Origin of the sequence: Rohdeia mirabilis (assembly GCA_007750655.1) — a bacterium.
Lineage (GTDB): Bacteria > Planctomycetota > UBA1135 > UBA1135.
Genome location: CP036290.1, coordinates 1679633 through 1697525, shown reverse-complemented (window position 1 = coordinate 1697525; position 17893 = coordinate 1679633). Strand labels below are relative to the sequence as shown.

The 17893-nt window shown below is 71.6% G+C and carries 15 protein-coding genes; 6 read left to right on the top strand and 9 right to left on the bottom strand.

The window, feature by feature from the left end; translation table 11 throughout:
- Window positions 1–3: 3 nt before the first annotated feature.
- The 4 genes from Pla163_RS06345 to Pla163_RS06330 are packed head-to-tail and all read right to left on the bottom strand — an operon-like array spanning window position 4 to window position 3308.
- Complete coding sequence (locus tag Pla163_RS06345; RefSeq protein WP_145185275.1) at window positions 4–1176, bottom strand: acyl-CoA dehydrogenase family protein; 1173 nt, start codon at window positions 1174–1176, stop codon at window positions 4–6.
- Window positions 1173–2009 (bottom strand): enoyl-CoA hydratase family protein, encoded by an 837-nt coding sequence (locus Pla163_RS06340; protein WP_145185272.1) that lies wholly within the window; start codon window positions 2007–2009, stop codon window positions 1173–1175. The genes Pla163_RS06345 and Pla163_RS06340 overlap by 4 nt, the downstream gene beginning before the upstream one ends.
- 25 nt (window positions 2010–2034) lie before the next feature.
- Complete coding sequence (locus Pla163_RS06335) at window positions 2035–2460, bottom strand: RidA family protein (RefSeq protein WP_145185269.1); 426 nt, start codon at window positions 2458–2460, stop codon at window positions 2035–2037.
- The gene (locus Pla163_RS06330) at window positions 2457–3308 is read right to left on the bottom strand and encodes an SDR family NAD(P)-dependent oxidoreductase (protein WP_145185266.1); all 852 of its coding nucleotides are present in this window, start codon (window positions 3306–3308) and stop codon (window positions 2457–2459) included. Before Pla163_RS06330 ends, Pla163_RS06335 begins: the two co-directional genes overlap by 4 nt.
- A gap of 159 nt (window positions 3309–3467) precedes the next feature.
- Between Pla163_RS06330 and Pla163_RS06325 the strand changes: the two genes are divergently transcribed.
- The 3 genes from Pla163_RS06325 to Pla163_RS18815 all read left to right on the top strand — a co-directional run bounded on the left by Pla163_RS06325 (window position 3468) and on the right by Pla163_RS18815 (window position 9176).
- Entirely contained in the window at window positions 3468–4079 is a 612-nt protein-coding gene (locus Pla163_RS06325) for an ECF-type sigma factor (RefSeq protein ID WP_419186378.1), read from the top strand.
- Window positions 4080–4232: 153 nt separating this feature from the next.
- On the top strand, window positions 4233–7286 hold the full coding sequence (locus Pla163_RS06320; RefSeq protein WP_145185260.1) for a serine/threonine-protein kinase: 3054 nt from the start codon (window positions 4233–4235) through the stop codon (window positions 7284–7286).
- A gap of 93 nt (window positions 7287–7379) precedes the next feature.
- On the top strand, window positions 7380–9176 hold the full coding sequence (locus tag Pla163_RS18815) for a right-handed parallel beta-helix repeat-containing protein (protein ID WP_419186377.1): 1797 nt from the start codon (window positions 7380–7382) through the stop codon (window positions 9174–9176).
- Between the two features lie 133 nt (window positions 9177–9309).
- Here Pla163_RS18815 and Pla163_RS06310 read toward each other — a convergent pair whose 3' ends face one another.
- Entirely contained in the window at window positions 9310–9651 is a 342-nt protein-coding gene (locus Pla163_RS06310) for an HPF/RaiA family ribosome-associated protein (RefSeq protein ID WP_145185256.1), read from the bottom strand.
- 270 nt (window positions 9652–9921) lie between these two features.
- On the opposite strand from Pla163_RS06310, the gene Pla163_RS06305 reads away from it, so the two are divergent.
- Entirely contained in the window at window positions 9922–10881 is a 960-nt protein-coding gene (locus Pla163_RS06305; protein ID WP_145185253.1) for a LysR substrate-binding domain-containing protein, read from the top strand.
- Window positions 10882–10952: 71 nt separating this feature from the next.
- On the opposite strand, the gene Pla163_RS06300 is transcribed toward Pla163_RS06305, so the two are convergent.
- From Pla163_RS06300 to Pla163_RS06290, 3 genes are all read right to left on the bottom strand, one after another.
- Complete coding sequence (locus tag Pla163_RS06300) at window positions 10953–11387, bottom strand: SET domain-containing protein (RefSeq protein WP_145185250.1); 435 nt, start codon at window positions 11385–11387, stop codon at window positions 10953–10955.
- Between the two features lie 116 nt (window positions 11388–11503).
- Entirely contained in the window at window positions 11504–12310 is an 807-nt protein-coding gene (locus Pla163_RS06295; RefSeq protein ID WP_145185247.1) for an SDR family NAD(P)-dependent oxidoreductase, read from the bottom strand.
- A gap of 10 nt (window positions 12311–12320) precedes the next feature.
- Complete coding sequence (locus Pla163_RS06290; protein WP_145185244.1) at window positions 12321–13193, bottom strand: DUF3750 domain-containing protein; 873 nt, start codon at window positions 13191–13193, stop codon at window positions 12321–12323.
- Window positions 13194–13325: 132 nt separating this feature from the next.
- Here Pla163_RS06290 and Pla163_RS06285 point away from each other — a divergent pair, with 132 nt between their 5' ends.
- Complete coding sequence (locus tag Pla163_RS06285) at window positions 13326–14810, top strand: oxidoreductase (RefSeq protein WP_419186376.1); 1485 nt, start codon at window positions 13326–13328, stop codon at window positions 14808–14810.
- A 66-nt stretch (window positions 14811–14876) separates the two neighbouring features.
- Here the strand turns inward: Pla163_RS06285 and Pla163_RS06280 are convergent, their stop codons facing one another.
- Window positions 14877–16043: a hypothetical protein gene (locus Pla163_RS06280; RefSeq protein WP_419186375.1), complete on the bottom strand. Its 1167-nt coding sequence runs from the start codon at window positions 16041–16043 to the stop codon at window positions 14877–14879.
- A 442-nt stretch (window positions 16044–16485) separates the two neighbouring features.
- Here Pla163_RS06280 and Pla163_RS06275 point away from each other — a divergent pair, with 442 nt between their 5' ends.
- Window positions 16486–17718 (top strand): hypothetical protein, encoded by a 1233-nt coding sequence (locus tag Pla163_RS06275; RefSeq protein WP_145185234.1) that lies wholly within the window; start codon window positions 16486–16488, stop codon window positions 17716–17718.
- Window positions 17719–17893 lie beyond the last annotated feature (175 nt).

The following is a 17893-nucleotide window of genomic DNA, read 5'->3' as shown; positions in this document are numbered from 1 at the left end:
CGGTCAACGCGGAGGCTGAGCCCCGTTCGCGAGCACGAGCTTGCCGAGGATCAGGCGCTGGATCTCGGTCGCGCCCTCGTAGATCCGCAGGGCCCGGACCTCGCGGTACAAGGACTCGACGATCTGCCCGCGCTTCACACCCAGCCCGCCGTGGTGCTGGACCGCGCGATCGCAGATCCAGCCCGCGGTCTCGGTCGCGACGAGTTTCGCGCGCGCCACCGAGCGGGCCACGTCGGGCGCCCGTCGGTCCGAAGCGAGCGCGGCCTCGTCGACCAGCAGCTGGGCCGCACGCAGCCGCGCGTCCATCTCGGCCAGGTCGAAGCGCAGACCCTGGTTCGCACCGAGCGGACGCCCGAACTGCTGCCGCGCGCCGAGGTGCTGGACCGATTCGTCGAGTGCGCGCCGCGCGAAGCCGTTGGCCGCCGCACCGACCGTGGTTCGAAAGCGCGCGAGCGTGCGCAGCGCCAGATCCAGCCCCTCCCCCACTTCACCGAGTCGCAGGTCGTCGCTGACCTCGACGCCATCGAAACGCACCTCGCCGATCGGGTGCGGCGCGATGACCTCGAAAGGAAGGGTGGTGAGTCCGTTGCAGGATGCGGGCACGAAGAACATCGTCAGACCGCCCGGCGTGCGGTCGCCGGGTTCGCCGGACGTGCGTGCCAGCACGCAGTAGAAATCCGCGATCCCCGCGTTCGAGATGAAGGTCTTGAGGCCGTCGAGTCGCCAGCCGGCTCCGTCGCGCGTGGCGCCTGTCGCGATCTCGTCGAGGTTCGACCCGGCGCCCGGTTCGGTCAGTCCGTAGGCCGCGATCTGGCGACCGGCCACCACGTCCGCGCACACGGCGTCGGCGAACGGACCGCGCCCCCCCATCTGCAGCGGGTACGAACCGAGGCCCTGCATCACGAACATCAGGTCGAGCAGTCCGTCGCCATAGGCAAGCTCGTCGCGCAGCGCGCACATGGCGCGCACCGACGGCTCGTCGTCCGAGCAGAGTCCCGATGTCGCGTGTCCGCCGCGGGCCGCTGCGACCGCATAGCCGAGCAGGTCGGCATCGGCGAGCGCGGTCGACGCCGCGCGCGCACGCAGCTCCTCGCCGGCGGACTCGGGCGGCGCCGCGTAGCCCTGCCACAGTTCGCGCGCGCGCTCGCGCAGCGTCCCGACCAGCTCGGCGCTCATCGTCGGCTCTCCTTCGACGAGCGCGTCGGCACGACTCCGACGCCCCGTCCGAAGTCGGGCGCCCGCTTCTCCATCGCCGCGTCGAATCCCTCGCGGTAGTCGGGGTGCTTCATGCACTCGGCCTGGATCCAGCCTTCGGCCTGCATCGCCTCGCGCAGCGACATGTGCGCCTCGGCGTTGAGCATGCGCTTGGTGACGGCGAGTCCGAAACTCGGCCCCGCGCCCAGGCGCCGCGCGTACTCGAGCGCCTCGCTGTACAGGTCGTCGTTCGGAACGACCTTGTTGTAGAGCCCGATGCGCTCGGCCTCGGTGGCCGAGATGAACTCCCCCCCCATCAAGAGTTCGGAAGCGCGGCCCAGACCGACGATGCGCGGCAGCAGCCAGGCCGCGCCCATGTCGGCGCCGCACAGCCCGACCTTCACGAACAGGAACGCGATCTTCGCCGACTCGGCCGCCACGCGCACGTCGGCCGCGGCCGCCATGACCGCGCCCGCGCCGCAGGTGGTTCCGTTCAGCCCCGCGACCACTGGCTTCTCGAGCAATCGGATGTTCTCGATCAGATCGCAGGTCATGCGCGTGAACGCGAACAGGTCCGCCTCGGGCACGTCGAACAACCGGCCGATGATGTCCTTCACGTCCCCGCCCGAGCAGAAGGCGCGCCCGGTGCCGGTCAGAAGCACGGAGCGCACGTCGTCGCGCGTGCGCAGGTGGACGAAGAAGTCGGTCAGTTCGCGGTAGCTCTCGAACGTCAGCGCGTTGAGTCGATCGGGGCGATCGAGGCGCACGACGCCGACGTGGCCGTCGAGCTCGAAGTGGAACGTGGTGGGCTGCATGGGTGGTTCGAGAGTGGTGTGCGGTTCAGTCGGGCAGGACGGCGGTGCCCTCGATCTCGACGAGCGCGCCCTCCTCGAGCAGGTCGGCCACCTGGACCAACGCCATGGCCGGGAAGTGCCGCCCGAGGACGTCGCGGTAGATCGTGCCGATGGCCTTCAGGTCGGCCAGGTAGTCGCGCTTGTCGCTGACGTAGATCGTGAGGCGCACCAGGTGCCACGGTTCGCCGCCGGCCGCCTCGACGACCGCGCGCACGTTCTCGAGCGCCTGGCGGAACTGGGCCTGGAAGTCGCCGCGGCCGACGAGGCGCTGCTGTTCGTCCCACGCGATCTGGCCGGCGACCCAGACCGTTCGACCGCCGTGACTCACCATGCCGTTCGAGTAGCCCTTGGCCGGTGCCCAGCCCTCGGGTTGAACGGGTTCGATGTGGGGCTTGTCGGAGGGTGTGCTCATGGGGTTCGATCGATCGCGGGGTCGGGCGGGCGCGCTGGGCCGCCGTCGAGGACGACCACCCTAGCGCCCGGACCCGGCGACTCGACCAAGGCGCGCTCGAACAGCTCGGCGGTCGTCCCGGCGATCTGTTCGGGCTCGACCAGCGCGCCACCGGGATTGCGGCTCGCGAAGAGCGCGCGGGCCGCGTCGATGTGAAGCCCTGCGTCCGCGGCCAGTGCCGCGCTGGCGCGCTCGAGCATCTCGCCGCGCACGTAGTACGGACAGAGGACCGCCACGCCGACGCCGCGCGGTGCGAGCTCGAGGGCGGCCGCGCGCGACCAGCCGAGCAGCGCGTGCTTCGCGACGGAGTAGGCCGCGATGCCGTCGAACGCGCGCAGGGCCGCCGCCGACGCAGTCTGCACGACGAGGCCGCGACCACGCGCGACGAGGCCCGGCAGGAACGCCTCCGCCACGCGCACCGCGCCAAGGAAGCAGACGTCGAGCATGCGGTCGTAGACGTCGTGACCGTCCTCGTCGACCGGAGCGTCGAGCACGCCGTGCACCTCGACCGCGCCGGCGTTCGAGACCACGAGGTCGATCCGTCGCCCGCTCTCGGCGGCGACGCGTTCCGCGCTGGCGACGAGGGCGACGACGTCGTCCGCGCGCGTCACGTCGCAGGACTGGGCGACCACCGGCGGCCCGCCGGGCCGCTCTCCGAGCTCGCGCGCCGCGCGGTCGAGACGGGCGCCGTCACGGCCCGCGAGGACCAGGGCCGAGCCACGCGCCGCGAGCTCGCGCGCCACGGCGAGGCCGATTCCGCTGCCACCTCCGGTGACGACGGCCAGTGAGCGTGCGAACGGATCGGCCATGGGACGGGCGATGCTACGCCAGGCGCTGGTGGGCCCGGGCCTGTGGAGCGGACCGCGCGCGATCGTGGAACGGCAGCGGGGACCCTCGGCCACTGGCCGTTCCGGCACCGCGGTCGCCCGGCTGCTCCCGCGCGGACCCGTGCGAGCTACTCTTGGGGCGTGAAGGGCGACGACGAAGAGGCTGCGGGAGCCGGCGACGAGGAGTTCCTCGAGGAACTCGGAGCTCGGCGCCGCCGCGGCGAGTCCTCCGTCCCCGACAGCGCGGCCCTGGTCGAGGACGCCTACCTCGAACTGCGCTCGCTCGCCGAACGCCTGCTCGCGAGCGAACGCGCCGACCACACGCTGCAACCCACCGCCCTCGTCCACGAGGCCTGGCTGCGCATCGGCGACGACGACCGCTGGAACGACCGCACCCACTTCTTCGCCACGGCCGCGCGCGCCATGCGTCGCGTGCTCGTCGACCACGCGCGCGGCAAGGGACGGGCCAAGCGCGGCGGCAACTGGAAGCGCGTCGACCTGGACTCGGCCGACGCCCCGGGTCCCGGCGCCGAACTCGCGGCCGATCGAGGCGTCGACCTGGTCGCTCTCGACCACGCGCTGGAGGAACTCGAACAGCTCTCGCCGCGCCAGGCCCGCGTGGTGGAGCTGCGCTTCTTCGCCGGCCTCGAGATGGACGTGGTGGCCCAGGTCCTCGACGTCTCCCCGGCCACCGTGGCCCGCGACTGGCGCTTCGCCCGCGCCTGGATGGCCCGCGCCCTCGAAGGCTCCTGACCCGGCGGCCTCGTCGGCGGCGGCCCGGCGGCGCAACCTGCGAGAATCGTGACGGACGGCGGCCGCGCCCGTCGCTTCCGCCGTTGGACGGTCCCCGGACCTCGGCCCGCCCCCCCGCTCCGCTTCGATCGCCGCGCCCCACGACCGCCCTCGATGCCCCAGCCCAACGACCCCGACCTGTTCGCTCGCGCCCAGGTGCTGTTCGACAAGGTCTGCGACCTGCCGCCGCACGACCGCGAGGCCGCGCTGGCCGTCGCCGATCGGGACACGTCGCGCATCGTGCGCGAGCTCTTGGCGGCGGACTCGGTGCACGGCGCCGACCTCGAACGCGCGCCGCTGTCGTTCCTCGACGCGCCGCCCCAGTCGACGCGGATCCCCGAGACCATCGGCCCCTACCGCGTCCTCGAACGCCTGGGCACCGGCGGAATGGGTGCGGTCTACCGCGCGCGCGGTGGCTCGCCCGAGCGCGAGGTCGCCGTGAAGGTCGTGCGCTCCGTCGCGGCGTCGAGCGACACGCTGCGCCGTTTCCGCAACGAGGCCGAGGTCCTCGCGCGCCTCGACCATCCCGCGATCGCCCGCGTGCACGAAGCGGGCACGGCCGACATCAGCGGTCACGGTGCCGAGCCCTACTTCGCGATGGAGCTGGTCGAGGGCGAGCCGCTCAACCGCTACGTGCGCGGGCACCAACTCGGTCGGGACGCCATCGTGCGTCTCGTGTGCGAAGTGGCGGACGCGGTACACCACGCGCACGAGCGCGGCATCGTGCACCGCGACCTGAAGCCCGCCAATGTTCTCGTGACCGCCGCCGGACGGCCGAAGGTGCTCGACTTCGGGTTGGCGCGTGCGATCGCGGACAGCGTCGGCGACCAGTCGCTCGAGTCGATGCACACGCGCACGGGCGACGTCCTCGGAACGCTCGGCACGATGAGTCCCGAACAGTTGTCCGGCGATTCGAGCCAGATCGACGCGCGCACGGACGTCTACGCCCTGGGCGTCATGTGCTACGAGGCGCTGTGCGGCACGCTTCCGCTCGACGTGGCGAGCCTGCCGCCGCACGAGGCCGCGCGCGTGGTGCGCGAAGTGGATCCGCCCGCGCTCGGCCTGCGCGACCGGCGCCTCGGAGGCGACCTCGAAACGGTCGTGATGAAGGCGCTCGCGAAGGAACCCGGCCGGCGCTACCGCACGGCCGCAGCCTTCTCGGCCGATCTGTTGCGCGTCCTGGCCGACGAGCCGATCGATGCGCGGCGCCCCTCGACCTGGTACCAGGCGAGCAAGTTCGCGCGCCGCAACCGCGGCTTCGTCGGTGGCGTCGTCGCGGTGTTCGTCGTGCTCGTCGGCGGGGTCGCCGTCAGTTCGTCGCTCTACTTCGAGAAGGAGAAGGAACGGTCCGCAGCCGTCGACGCGCGGAACGACGCCGATCGAGCGCTCGCCCGCGCCGAGAACGCCAAGTCCCAGGCGGATGTGGCGCGCCTGCAGGCACTCGACGCGCGGGCCGAGGCCGAGCACGAGCGCGACCGCGCCCGAGCGGCTCTGGCCTCCGAAGCCTCGGCGCGCTCCGAGGCCGAAGAGGCCCGCGCGATCGAGCGCGAAGCACGCGAACGAGCGGAACGGGCGACCCGCGTCCAGCGCGCGGTCTTCGACGAGTTCGTGTCGATCATCGCCGCCCCGACGCCGTGGACCGAGGGGCGCGACGTGCTCTTGATCGACGCCGTCGACGGGGCCGCCGATCGCGCGCGCAACGCGTTCCCCGACGACCCCGTGCTGCGCGGTCAGTTCCTCTCCGCGTTCACCGAGCTGTACACGGGACTCGGCGACTGGGAGCGCGCGCGGGAGTTCGCCGCCGAATCCCTTGCCCTCTCCCAGGACGCGCGGGTCCCCGAACTGCAGCGCGCCGAGCTCGAGGTGAACCTGGCGTCGCTCGACTCCCAACTCGGTGCTCCCGACGCGGTCGAGCGCCTCCTCGCGCTGATCGCTCGGCTGGACGAACTCGGCGCGCCCGACATCACGGTGCTGCGCGCGATCAACGACACGACGCCCGAACTGCAGCTGCGCGGGAGCATGGACGAGGCGCTGGCGCTCGCGGAACGCGGACTGGCCCTCGCCCCCGGTGTGCGCGCCGACTACCCCCACGCGTCGTTCACCGCGCGCAAGGTGCTCGGCGACGTGTACATGCGCACGGGCCGGACGGACGAGTCGCTCGAACAGCTCGAGATCGCGCTGGCCCACGCCCGCGAGGACGGACTCGGCATTCAGACCGTCCTCTGCCTCAACTCGATCGGCGCCGCCTACTTCCAGGCGCGCCGCTTCGAGGAGGCACGCGACGCGATGACCGAGGTGATCGAGCGCATGCGCGCCGACTACGGCACCGAGCACCGCTTCTACCTCACGCAGCTCGCGAACCTGGCGACGGTCGAAACGTCGCTCGGCGAGCTGGACCGGTCCGTCGGGCGCCTCGAGGAAGTGATCGCACTCGCCGAACAGCTCGAAGGTCCCACGAGCCGCAACCTGGCGATGGCGCTGTCCTCGTTGACGGAAGCACAGCGCCGCCGCGGGGAGTCGCTCGCCGCGGTCGAGGCGGGTGAGCGCTCGCTCGATCTGTTGATCGAGATCTTCGGCGAGTCGTCGCTCTTCGTCGCGAACCAGCAGATCCTGTACGGCAAGGCGCTCTGCGACGCGGAGCGCTACGACGCAGCCGTGGACGCGCTCGAGCGCGGCATCGAGTGGAAGGTGGAGAACCTGTCGCCCGAGCACCCGAGCCTGCCGGACGACCACTTGTGGCTGGCGCAGGCGGCGCTCGGCGCGCGCGACTTCGTGCGCGCCGCCGCCGCCGCCGAGACCTGCAGCACGCGCGGTCGCGCCGTGCCGAGGCCGATCTGGGGCATGATCGTGGTCTCCGACCAGTGTCGGGCCATTGCGGTGGCGCTGGCGGGCGAGCCGGAACGCGGACTCGAACTGGCCCGTGAAGCCCAGCCGTTCACGCGCTCCCACGCGGGAGGAGGCTCCTGGCTCCAACAGCGGGCCGACTTCGTGGTCGCGCTCTGCGAGGCCCTCGTGGCCACGGACGCGACCGAACGCGACGCCGCCCTCGAACGGGCCGCGCGGTCGCGCGAGGAGGCGCGCGCCGCCGAGGGTGGCGATCGACCCGCTCGCGTGGCACGGATGGCCGAACTCGAAGCGGCGGTTCGGGAGCGGATCGAGAATTCCTGACAGACGAACGGGGCGAACGTCGCTCCCAGGATCGAGGGCGTCATCCGACGTCCGGCCGGGCAGGTCCCGGAACTCCTCGAACGGTCGATCCCCATGCTCCCCATCCGATTCCTCGTCGCGTCCGCTGCTCTGACAGCGTGCCTCCCCTTCTCCACCGCCCTGGCCCAGGCGACCATCCACGTCCCCGCCCAGGCGCCGTCGATCCAGAGCGCGATCGACCAGGCCGTCTCGGGCGACACGGTGCTCGTCGCTCCCGGCACCTACACGGTCAACTCGCTGACCACGCGCGGCAAGGTGCTGCACCTGGTGTCCGAAGCTGGAGCGAGCGCGACGACGCTGACCGGCGGCGGCGCGAGCCGTGTCTTCTACATCCACGACAACGAAGGCATCGCCACGGTCGTCGAAGGGTTCACGATTCGCGACGGCAAGGCGGCGAACTCGTCCTCGGGGACCGGCTCGGGCGGCGGCGCCATTCTCATCTCGGGCGCATCCCCGCTCTTCCGCGACTGCATCGTCACCTCGAGCAACGCCGGCAACGGTGGGAGCAGCGCCGGCGCCGGCGGCCATGGCGGTGGGCTCTACGTCTCGAACGGCTCGCCCCGCTTCGAGCGCTGCATCTTCTCCCACAACTTCGCCGGAACCGGCGGCCAGGGCGCGAAGGGCGCCAACGGTGCGGACGGCACCATCCTCTCGCACCACGCCGACAACGGCGGAACGGGGAAGACCGGTGGGAACGGCGGGAACGGCGGCGCGGTGTACGTGACCGGCTCGAGCTCGGACCCGATCTTCGCCAACTGCCTGTTCACCGGCAATCGCGCCGGGAGCGGCGGCAAGGGCGGAACCGGCGGATCGGGCGGCGACGGCTACACCTTCTCCCTCGCCGCGGGTGACGGTGGCAACGGCGGCAAGGGTGGCAAGGGGGGCGACGCGGGGCACGGCACCGTGTTCGTCACCTCGGGCGCCAAGGCCCAACTCACCAGTTGCACCTTCGGCTCGAACCTGTCCGGCTACCGCGGCTCGGGCGGCAACGGCGGGTCGGCGGGCTCCGGCGAGCCGAATGGTTCGAACGGTTCCTCGGGTTCGACCGGTTCCTTCTCCACATACGCGGGCCTCTACGCCGCGAGCGGTCCGGTGGAGCTCTACAACTGCGCGCTCTGGGACCACGATTCGTACGCGCTGGCAGGTCCCCCGATCGGCCTCACCGAAGTGGCCGGGATCTACTCCGCGCTGAACTCCGCGGCGCGCACGACCATCAGCGGCACGAACTGCTTCCTGCTGCCGTCCTCGGGCATGGATGCGAGCTGGAGGCCGCTCGCGTCCGGCGCCCTGATCGACGCGGGCAACGAGACCCTGCTGCCCAACTGGACGGCGGGCGACCTCGCGGGGCACCTGCGCACCTTCGACCGTCCGGGGGTGGCGGGCATGTCGTCGCTCGACATCGGCGCCTACGAGAACACCGACGCCGAGTGGTTGCCCATGGGCTGCGGCACGAACACCGCTGGAAGCCTCACGGCCCTGTCCGGCGTGCCGACGATCGGCACCTCGTTCACGCTCGGCGTCGACGACCCGACCGGCTCCATGACGAACGGGTCGATCGCGATCCTCAGCGTGAACGGTGCGGCACTCCCCGGCCCCTGTGGGACGGTGGTCCCCGGGTTCGGCCTGGACCCGAGCCTGGACGGCGCGCTGCTCGTCGACCAGGGCACCTCGATCGCTCTGAAGATCGCCGGCGGCTGGGCCGGTCCGGGCAGTCCGGTGCCGTTCACGCTGCCGCTGCCCGAGTTCCCGAACCTCGTCGGCGCGTCGCTCTACTGCCAGGGCGCGATGCTCGACATCGCCACCTTCCGACTGGCGGCGGCCCAGGGCCTCGAGGGCCTGATCGGGCAGTAGGTCGAGCCGCGCGCTGGTGGGGTCCTTCGTTCGACCCCTGGGCGCATCGACGCGAAGCCGGGCGGATCTCCCGTGGGAGATCCGCCCGGCGCTCGTTCCAGCGCGCTCGATCGGCGAGCGCGCCGCGATCACGTCAGGCCGCGCGGTCGGGCGAGCGGCGCTCGCGACGGCGTTCCCGTCGCCGCTCGATGCGGTCGCGGACGGTGCGGCGCATGCGGTCGGCCGCGCGCCCCACGGCGAGGAACGGATCCTCGGACAGCTGCTCGACGACGAGCACGTCGCCGTTCGTCAGCGCGACCCGGACCTGACAGAGGGCGTCCACTCCCCCACGCGGACCGTTCGGATCTCGGAACTGGACGACCACACCGCGGATCCGATCGGCGAACCGGTCGAGGGCGAACCGCAGACGTCGAGTGGCGTGCTGTCCGAGATCGGAGGAGACGCGGGAGCCACGGGAGTGCAGATGGATGCGCATGGTCGTTTCGAAAGTGGTGCCTGTCGGGTCAACTGCCCAGGTGGGCGATGCGCCGAGCGCGCCACGGCGGCGCCACTCGGTGGTCGGTTCGGTGGAGCGGGAATCGGGGGGTGTTGGGGTCTTCGGGGAGCTCGGGCGAGAAGCTTGGGAAGCGGGCGGGCCGGGAGTTCGGACCGCGAGGCCGTGCGCCGCTCCCCCACGTTGGCTCCATTGTCGGCCGGCGGGCCAGGGCCGATAGACGGGCACTGCTGACTCGAAGCATCAGCTGTGTTGACCCAAGAGCCCGCCATGGACCCCCAAGTGCCCCTCGATCGGTTGGACTACCACGACCTGCGCGCCTTCTGGGCCGTGGTGCGTGAAGGCAGCATGGCGGGGGCTGCAGCGGCCCTCCACGTGGGTCGACCCGCCGTTTCGATGCGGGTCAAGGCCCTCGAGACCGCGCTCGCCCAGCGGCTCTTCGATCGACGCGGACGTCACCTCGAGCTGACGGAGACAGGGAGCCTGGTCTTCGAGTACGCCGACGACATCTTCCGTCTGGGGCGCGAGTTGGAGAGCGCGCTCGCCCGCCCCTCGGGGCCCGCACCCGGGCGGCGCGGGCACCTCCTGCGCATCGGCGTCGTGCAGTCCGTGCCCAAACTCGCGGCGTTCGAACTGCTCGCGCCGGCCCTCGCGGATCCCGAACTCGTCGTGCAGTGCCACCAGGGTTCGCCGAGCGGCCTGCTCACGCGCCTGGGATCCAACGAGCTCGACCTCGTGCTCACGGACGCTCCCCTCGGCGAGTCGGACGACGCGAGCGCGGTCCACCATCCGCTCGGCGACAGCGCGGTCGGGCTGTTCGGCGCACCGGACCTGGCGCTCGCCTCGCGCGCCGCACAGCACGACCCGCGGCTGCTCGCGGACGTTCCGGTCCTGCTCCCGATGCGCGGTCAATCGCTCAGACGACTCGTCGACAGCTGGTTCGAGCGCGAATCCATCCGGCCGCGCGTGGTCGGCGAGTTCGACGACAGTGCACTGCTCAAGGCCTTCGGTCGGACGGGCCGCGGCCTCTTCCCCGCGCCGACGACAAGTTCGGACGCGATCGAGCGGGGCTACGGCTGCATCGAGGCACTGACGCTCTCGGGCGTGCGCGAGCGCTTCTACGCCGTCACGGGCGAGCGCCGACTGCAGCACCCCGGCGTCGAACGGCTGATCCGGCCGACGCGCGAGACCGGAACGGGCCAGCGCGAATGAAGCGAGGCGGCACCGAGTGGTGCCGCCTCGCTCGTCGCCGGGCCGCGGGTTGCGCGTGGCCGCCCCTGCGATCAGTCGGCCGGCTCGACGTCGCCGTCGTAGTGGAAGCAGATCTCCTCGCCCTTCGCGATCGCGCGCGCGGCGTAGAGCTCCTCGCCGAAGAAGATCGCGTTCGGATCGTCGTCGTGGTTCGTGAAGCGGAACTCGTTGAGCGGCTCGAGGCCCCAGACCTCGCCGTCGTGCTCCTCGATCCACAGCACGTGGTCGTTGTTGCGCTTCGTGCGCCGGCCCTGGGCGGTGCCGATGAGCGCGCCCTTCGCGATCCGCGCCGCGGCGAAGAGACCGAGCCCGTGGACGGCGCTCTGGCGCACCTGGACGAGCGGGGTGTCGAAGTCGAGGAGCTTCTTGCCGGTGACCTTCTCGGCCTGGGCCTTGGTGAACGATCCGTCGGCGGACGGTCGGACGCTGGGCTTCTTCGAGGTGGTCGGGAAGGACTTGGTGGGCATGGTCTCGGTGGTCGGAAGGTCGTCGGAGTGCAGCGTCGTTCCTCACCGGAGGTGGCCAGCCGCGTTTTGCGCCGAACAGTGCACACGCTGGGCCGGTTCGAATCCAGGGTCGGCCGTCAATCTCGTGCGCTCGCTTCCCAGCTCTCGATCTGTCGCGCGTGCACTCCGTCGAGCTCGATCACGCCTGGCACATGGGTTCCGCGGTGCGCTGCGAGCACCGCATCGGCGACCTGCTGCTCGCTGACGAGCGCTCCGCCGGGGTTCTGTGCCGCGAACTGGGCGCGCGCTTCTTCGAGCGTGCGGCCGGTCGCCTCCACCACGCGCGCGATCGACGCCGCGAGCATCGGCGAGTCCACGTAGTGCGGGCAGATCGCGAACCAGCGCAGTCCGCGCGGCCCGGTCTCGAGCGCCGCGCTGCGCGTGTAGCCGAGCAGGGCGTGCTTCGACGCGCAGTAGGCCGCCACGTACGCGTAGCCCCGGAGCGCCGCCGACGAAGCCACGTTCACGATCGCTCCTCCCCCGGCTTCGAGCATCGCCGGCGCGGCCGCTTCGACCACGCGCCGCGGTCCGTGCAGGTTCACGTCGAGATGGCGCGCGTAGTCCGGACCCGGACGGCCCGCTCGCGGCAGGAGCGGAGCCGACTCCGCGATCCCGGCGTTGTTCACCACCAGGTCGAGCGCGCCCTGGGACCATTCCTGCGCCGCGGTGACCGCCGCGCGAACCGATGCGTCGTCGGTCACGTCGAGCTCGACGGCCGTGGCTCGACCGCCCTCGGCCTCGATCTCTGCGGCCAGTCGCTCGAGCGCGGAGGTGCTCCGCGCGCCCAGCACCACGTCGATCCCGTGCGCGGCCAACGTGCGGGCGATCGCGGCGCCGATGCCGCGGCTGGCGCCGGTGACCAGCGCGGTGGGACGGGTCTGCATGGCGCCCACGTTACTCGGCGAAGCCCAGGCGACCGAACGGCGTCTTCAGGGCGGGCGGCCACAGGTCGAGCCCCAGCGTCGCGCCGAACAGGTGCACTTCGACGCCTTCGCGCAGGCCGATCGCCAGACCGAGCCCGAGCACGTCCGCGCGCACTCCGGTCCGCGCCGAGGCGAGTCCGATCCCCGTTCCGAACAGGCCGCGCCAGTCCTTGCCGACCATCCGCGGATCGAGGTCGAGCGAAACCTGAGCGCGCTCGAGCACCCAGGTCGGATAGGTGTTGCTGTTGGGCCCCGGCCAGATGCGGTAGTCGTCCACGTACGGATAGTCGAGCGGGCGCTGCAGCACGTCGATGATCCGTCGCGCGGTCTCGCCCCGCCACTCGCCGCGGATGTGCTCGCGCTCGTGGTCGGACCTGTAGTTGAGGTCGACGATGCGACGCACCGTGCCGTACTGCACCTCGCGGACGACGACGTGCTCCGCCTTCTCGCCCGCCCGTCGCCGCTGGCCCGTCGCCCAGACGCCTTCGCTCCAGCCGTACAGGTCGCCCGACCAGACCTCCCACTGTTCCCAGCGCTCCGCGCGCGCGTCGTACACGAGGAAGTACGGATGGACCGCGAACGTGCGCGTGTAGTACGAGTCGCGCACGTGCAGTTGCACGAGGTCGTCGGGAGGCAGATGCGCGAAGTCGATGAACCCCTGTTCGGGCAACGCGTCGGGCTCGACGAGGTTCCCGTCCATGTCGATCGTGCGCGGCGGAACGAGCACCGGGTACGCGAGGGCTTCGAGGTCCTGTCGGTCGGGGCCGAGGCCGCGGCAACTGGTGGCCGACAGGGCCAGAGCGAGGACGAGCACGAGCAACGTCGAGGACTTGGTCGGCGCCATGGCAGAACCCTAGCACGCGTGCTGGACGCATCCGCTGCTGCGGGAAGCGGGTGCGTGCGACTCGTGCGACCGGTGCGAAATGCCGTCGCGCCGTCCCGGTGCCGCGCTCCCGGTGCGCAGTACCATCGCGCCGTGAGCGACCGCCCCCGAACCAAGATCCATCCCCTGCCCGACGCCAACTGGCCCTCCCAGGACGCGGCGCGCAACAGTCGCCTGTTCTCGGCCGTGCAGCTGGGTCCGCTCGAACTGGCCTCGCGCACCTGGGTGCCCGCGATGGTCCCGTGGCGCGCGACCGACGAGGGCTTCGCGACCGACGCGGTGGTCCAGTGGTACGCACGCTTCGCCGCCGGACGCCCGGGCGCGATCGTGCTCGAGGCGACGGGCGTGCGCGACGTGCCGTCCGGCCCCCTTCTGCGCATCGGTCACGCGCGCTTCGAGGAGGGACTGCGCCGCGTCGTGGACGCCGTGCGCGAGGCGTCGGGCGGCGCGACGAAGGTGCTCGTCCAGCTGATCGACTTCCTGGCCATCAAGCGCCGGGTCGAGGCGACGCGTTTCGTCGAGCGCTTCTTGCCGGTGGACGACCGACTGCGCGAACGCCTCGCCGAGTACCGCGGTGATCCGCAGTTGCGATCCGCCGAGGAGTCCGCGGTGCGCGCCGCCGTTCTCGCGCTCGACGTCGACGAACGCCGCGCGGTGCTGCCCGCGCGCGTGATCGAGGACCTCGAGATGGGCTACCGCGAGCGCGTCACGGACACGCACCTCGAGCACGTCCGCGATCTGCCGCGCGTGCTGCCCGGACTCTTCGCCGACGCCGCCGAGCGTGCCCGTCGCGCCGGCTTCGACGGCGTCGAGCTGCACTACGCCCACGCCTACACGATGGCCTCGTTCCTGTCGGCGCGGAACGATCGCGACGACGGGTACGGCGGTTCGCCGGACGGACGCGCGCGCCTACCGCTCGAGGTCTTCGCGGCCGTGCGCGAGCGCGTGGGCGACGACTTCTGCGTCGGCTGTCGCTTCCTGGGCGACGAGGTGATCGCCGGCGGCACGGGACTCGACGAAGCGGTCGAGTTCGGCCGCCGGTTCGCCGCCGTGGGCATGGACTTCCTGTCCGTCTCGAAGGGCGGCAAGTTCGAGGACGCGAAGCAGCCCAAGGTCGGCGAAGCGGCCTATCCCTACACCGGCACGAGTGGCCACGAGTGCATGCCGACCGTGCGCATCGACGAACCCGGTCCGTTCGGTCGGAATCTGCCGCTCTCCCGCGCGATTCGCGCCGCCGTGCGCGCGGACGGACGCACGACGCCCGTGGTCGGCGCGGGCGGGATCTGCACCTTCGAGCAGGCGGAAGCGGCGCTCGCGAACGGCGACTGCGACGTGGTCGCCGCCGCCCGCCAGAGCCTGGCCGATCCGGACTGGTGGTTGAAGATGGCGCGCGGGCGCGGCGACGCGGTGCGCCGCTGCATCTTCACCAACTACTGCGAAGGACTCGACCAGCGCCACAAGCAGGTGACCTGCCAGCTGTGGGATCGCGAGTTCGACGAACCGGATCCGGACGGCGCGCCCGCGCGGACGAGCTCGGACGGCAAGCGCCGACTGGTCCCGCCCGCCTGGCACGCGTGAGCGAGCGGGAACGCTCGCCCGCGTCGCCCTCGAAGCCATCGGCTCGGCCCCGGCCCGAGCCCGGACCTAGACCCCGATGACCAGGTGCATGCCGCGCGACCAGGCCTTGCCCGTCGCGCTGCCCGGGTCGGTCAGGAGGTACTGGGCGTACAGCTCGATCCCGATGAAGGCGGGATCCGGCGGGATGTTGAAGACGGCCGTTCCGCCCTCCGCCGCGAACGGGTGCAGCACGAAGAGCTTCACGAACGGCAGGTCGAGCAGGAGTCGGCCCAACGAGGTCTCCACGTCGGCCGGAGCGCCGGTCAGGACCAGGCACAGGTCGGTCTCCGCGCCGAACGAGTTCTCGAGCTGGAACTCGACGGCGGTGCCGATCCGCGGATTGGCCGCGAGCGCGAAGCCCGGCACACCGAGCGTGCCCGGTGTGCCCTCGCCGTAGAGGTTCCAACTGGCCTTCACGCGCTCGCCGTTCACGCGGTACGTCGAACCGGACTGCGAGAAGTTGTAGAGGCCCAGTCGCCCGCCGTCGAACGCGGCCGAGTAGTCCCCGGCGACGTCGAGCTCCAGGGCTCCGTCGACCCACAGACGCAGGCGGTTCGCGAGGAACTCGACCCGCAGGGTGTACAGCTGTCCCGGCTTCCAGGGCGCCGCGCCGAAGTTCGTACCGCGCGCCACTTCGGCGAGTCCGTTCGTCCCCACGCTCTGGTGCGACCAGAAGGCGTCGGCCGACGGCACGCCCGTGACCTCGCTGAGTGCAAGTCCGACCTCGCCCGTGCCTCCGGCCGTCCCGCCGGGGAAGTCGAAGGTCTGCTTCGTGCGCCGCCAGTCGATCAACCACCAGTTCGCGCCGAAGTCGAGGTTGTCGCCGGGCTCGACGCCGAGAGCGATGCCGACCGCGTCGCCGTCCCCCATCGTGTCGACGTAGAGCTCGACCTCGATCAGTCCCTCCTCGAGATCGAAGTCCGAGAGGAACAGCGTGGGCTGCGAATTGTTCGCCTGTTCGACCTCGAAAGCGTCCTCGGACAGGGTCCAGGCCGGCGCTTGGAAACCGGGCAGGGGCGCGAAGCTCAGGCTCTCGAACGTGTTCAGGCACTGGGGCACGAGGTCGATGGACGTCGGCACCCCACCGGGCGGCACGACGACGTTCGACTCGGACGCCACGGCCGTCGCCAACCATCCGGTCGCGGGTGCCAGCGCCGCGCAGGTGGCGAGAACGAGCGCGGTGAGCGAAGGCACGTGGCCAGCACCCCTTCCGCGCGAACGAGGCTGCAACTGGATACGCGAAACGTCCCTCTTGGACGCCGCGACGGTGAGCGCCCCGACGCTCGATCGATCGACCGACTGATTCATGACCCTGCTCGAGCTGGAGAGGTCCGACATGCGTTCCCCCGCGCTCGCCCCGGCCGAATCCTCGCCGCAACCGGTCCGGTGACCTACCCTCGTCGGGGCTCCGTCACGATCCAGGTCCCGGGTCGGGGATTCGAGTCCCCTCGCCATGCTCCGAACTACTCGCACGCACTCGCTCCTGTTCCGACTCGCCGCTCTCGCCCTGGTCCTCGCCGGGGCGGGACCCGGTGGGTCCGAGAACGACGGTAGCCCATCCCCCAGCCTCCGTGTGCCGCCGTCCGTCCCCGAAGCGGGAAGGAAGTCGCATTTCTTTTGGAGCGCGGCGCCAGCGGTGGACGACGCCCCGGGGAACGCCTCGGTGCGCGGCGACCTGACCCTCGACCCGGAGGGCGTGACGCTCCCCGGTGGAGGCTACGTCGCGACCACCACCCCCATCGCGCGCGCCCTCGAGTGGGCGGCGCCCGGTGCGCGCCTGCTGCTCCTGCCGGGCGACTACGGCGGCGTCGGGATCGGACACAACTCGGCGCGACCGTGGAACTCGAAGGCTGCGGGCGGAACCGCCGAACGCCCGGTCCGCGTCATCGCTCGCGGGCGCGTGCGCATCGTCGCCGGCACGCAGTCCGACGCGCTGACGGTGCACCAGCAGATCCCGTGCGCCCACATCCACTTCGAGGACATCGAGTTCGTCGCCGGCAACCGCGCGGGCGTCCTGTTCTCGTCGCTCGGGGACGACGGCGCCGCGCACCGCGGGTTCCACTTCTACGACTGCACGATCGAGGGCGGCTTCGACCACGTGAAGAGCGAAGGCACCCCCAGCAAGTGGGGCGTCCTCGGCCACGACCTGGACGACTTCGTGTTCGCGGGACGCCACCGCCGCGGCCAGGTCCGCAACACCTGCCACGAGCACGCGTTCTACCTCCAGAACCCGCGCGGCGACCTGACGATCGAGAAGGTCACGGCCAGCGAACTGGGGCGGACGTTCGTGCAGATCACGGCGCGCGAACGCTCGGGCCCCGTCGGTCGCGGACTGATCCGCATCGTCGACAACGATGTGCGCGACGCGGGGATCGCCAAGGGCGACGGCTACAAGGGCGGCAGCGCGTTCACCTTCGCGGGGCGCCTCGAAGGCTGCACGATCCTGCTCGAGGGCAACCGCTACCGGGCCGGCTTCGAGTCGCGCCTCCTCGGCCTCACCAACAAGTCCCACCCCTACGGCACGGGGGCACTCGTGGCGTGGGACGAAGGTTCGGGCGCGCTCAACGGAACGCTCGTCCTGCGCGACAACGACTTCGAGATGGCGAAGGGCACCGGCGATCGCCCGCTGGTCTCGATCGGTTCGACCCAGCGGGTGATCCTGGCGGCCGACAACCGCTTCGTCTCCTCCACCGACTGGCCCGCCCTCAACCTCGATCCCGTCGGTCGCGACGGCGCGCTCAAGGGACCGGCGAACGGCGCGGTGCAGGTGGAGCCCGGGATCACCGTCGAGGGCGGCTTCCTCGTGCACGGCGCTCCGCCGTCCGAGGAGGACCTGGCCGCGCTGGCCATCCCGCTCCACGAACGTTGAGGCGGCCGCGCGACCCAAGAAGTCGCAAATCGGGGCCACGGGATCGACGCAAGTCCTTGGCCCTGCCCACACCTACCGATTCGCATTGCCCGGGCGCCACGCGACGCGGGCCGCGGTGCCAGAATCGCGGGCCTGGCGGCCAGCGCGCCGCCTCTCCCATCGAGCACGCCTGCCA

What these genes read in the sequence shown, in the direction of transcription:
- Pla163_RS06345 (WP_145185275.1), bottom strand. Translation starts at nt 1,176, where the DNA reads ATGAGCGCCGAGCTGGTCGGGACGCTGCGCGAGCGCGCGCGCGAACTG.
- Pla163_RS06340 (WP_145185272.1), bottom strand. Translation starts at nt 2,009, where the DNA reads ATGCAGCCCACCACGTTCCACTTCGAGCTCGACGGCCACGTCGGCGTC.
- Pla163_RS06335 (WP_145185269.1), bottom strand. Translation starts at nt 2,460, where the DNA reads ATGAGCACACCCTCCGACAAGCCCCACATCGAACCCGTTCAACCCGAG.
- Pla163_RS06330 (WP_145185266.1), bottom strand. Translation starts at nt 3,308, where the DNA reads ATGGCCGATCCGTTCGCACGCTCACTGGCCGTCGTCACCGGAGGTGGC.
- Pla163_RS06320 (WP_145185260.1), top strand. Translation starts at nt 4,233, where the DNA reads ATGCCCCAGCCCAACGACCCCGACCTGTTCGCTCGCGCCCAGGTGCTG.
- Pla163_RS18815 (WP_419186377.1), top strand. Translation starts at nt 7,380, where the DNA reads ATGCTCCCCATCCGATTCCTCGTCGCGTCCGCTGCTCTGACAGCGTGC.
- Pla163_RS06310 (WP_145185256.1), bottom strand. Translation starts at nt 9,651, where the DNA reads ATGCGCATCCATCTGCACTCCCGTGGCTCCCGCGTCTCCTCCGATCTC.
- Pla163_RS06300 (WP_145185250.1), bottom strand. Translation starts at nt 11,387, where the DNA reads ATGCCCACCAAGTCCTTCCCGACCACCTCGAAGAAGCCCAGCGTCCGA.
- Pla163_RS06295 (WP_145185247.1), bottom strand. Translation starts at nt 12,310, where the DNA reads ATGCAGACCCGTCCCACCGCGCTGGTCACCGGCGCCAGCCGCGGCATC.
- Pla163_RS06290 (WP_145185244.1), bottom strand. Translation starts at nt 13,193, where the DNA reads ATGGCGCCGACCAAGTCCTCGACGTTGCTCGTGCTCGTCCTCGCTCTG.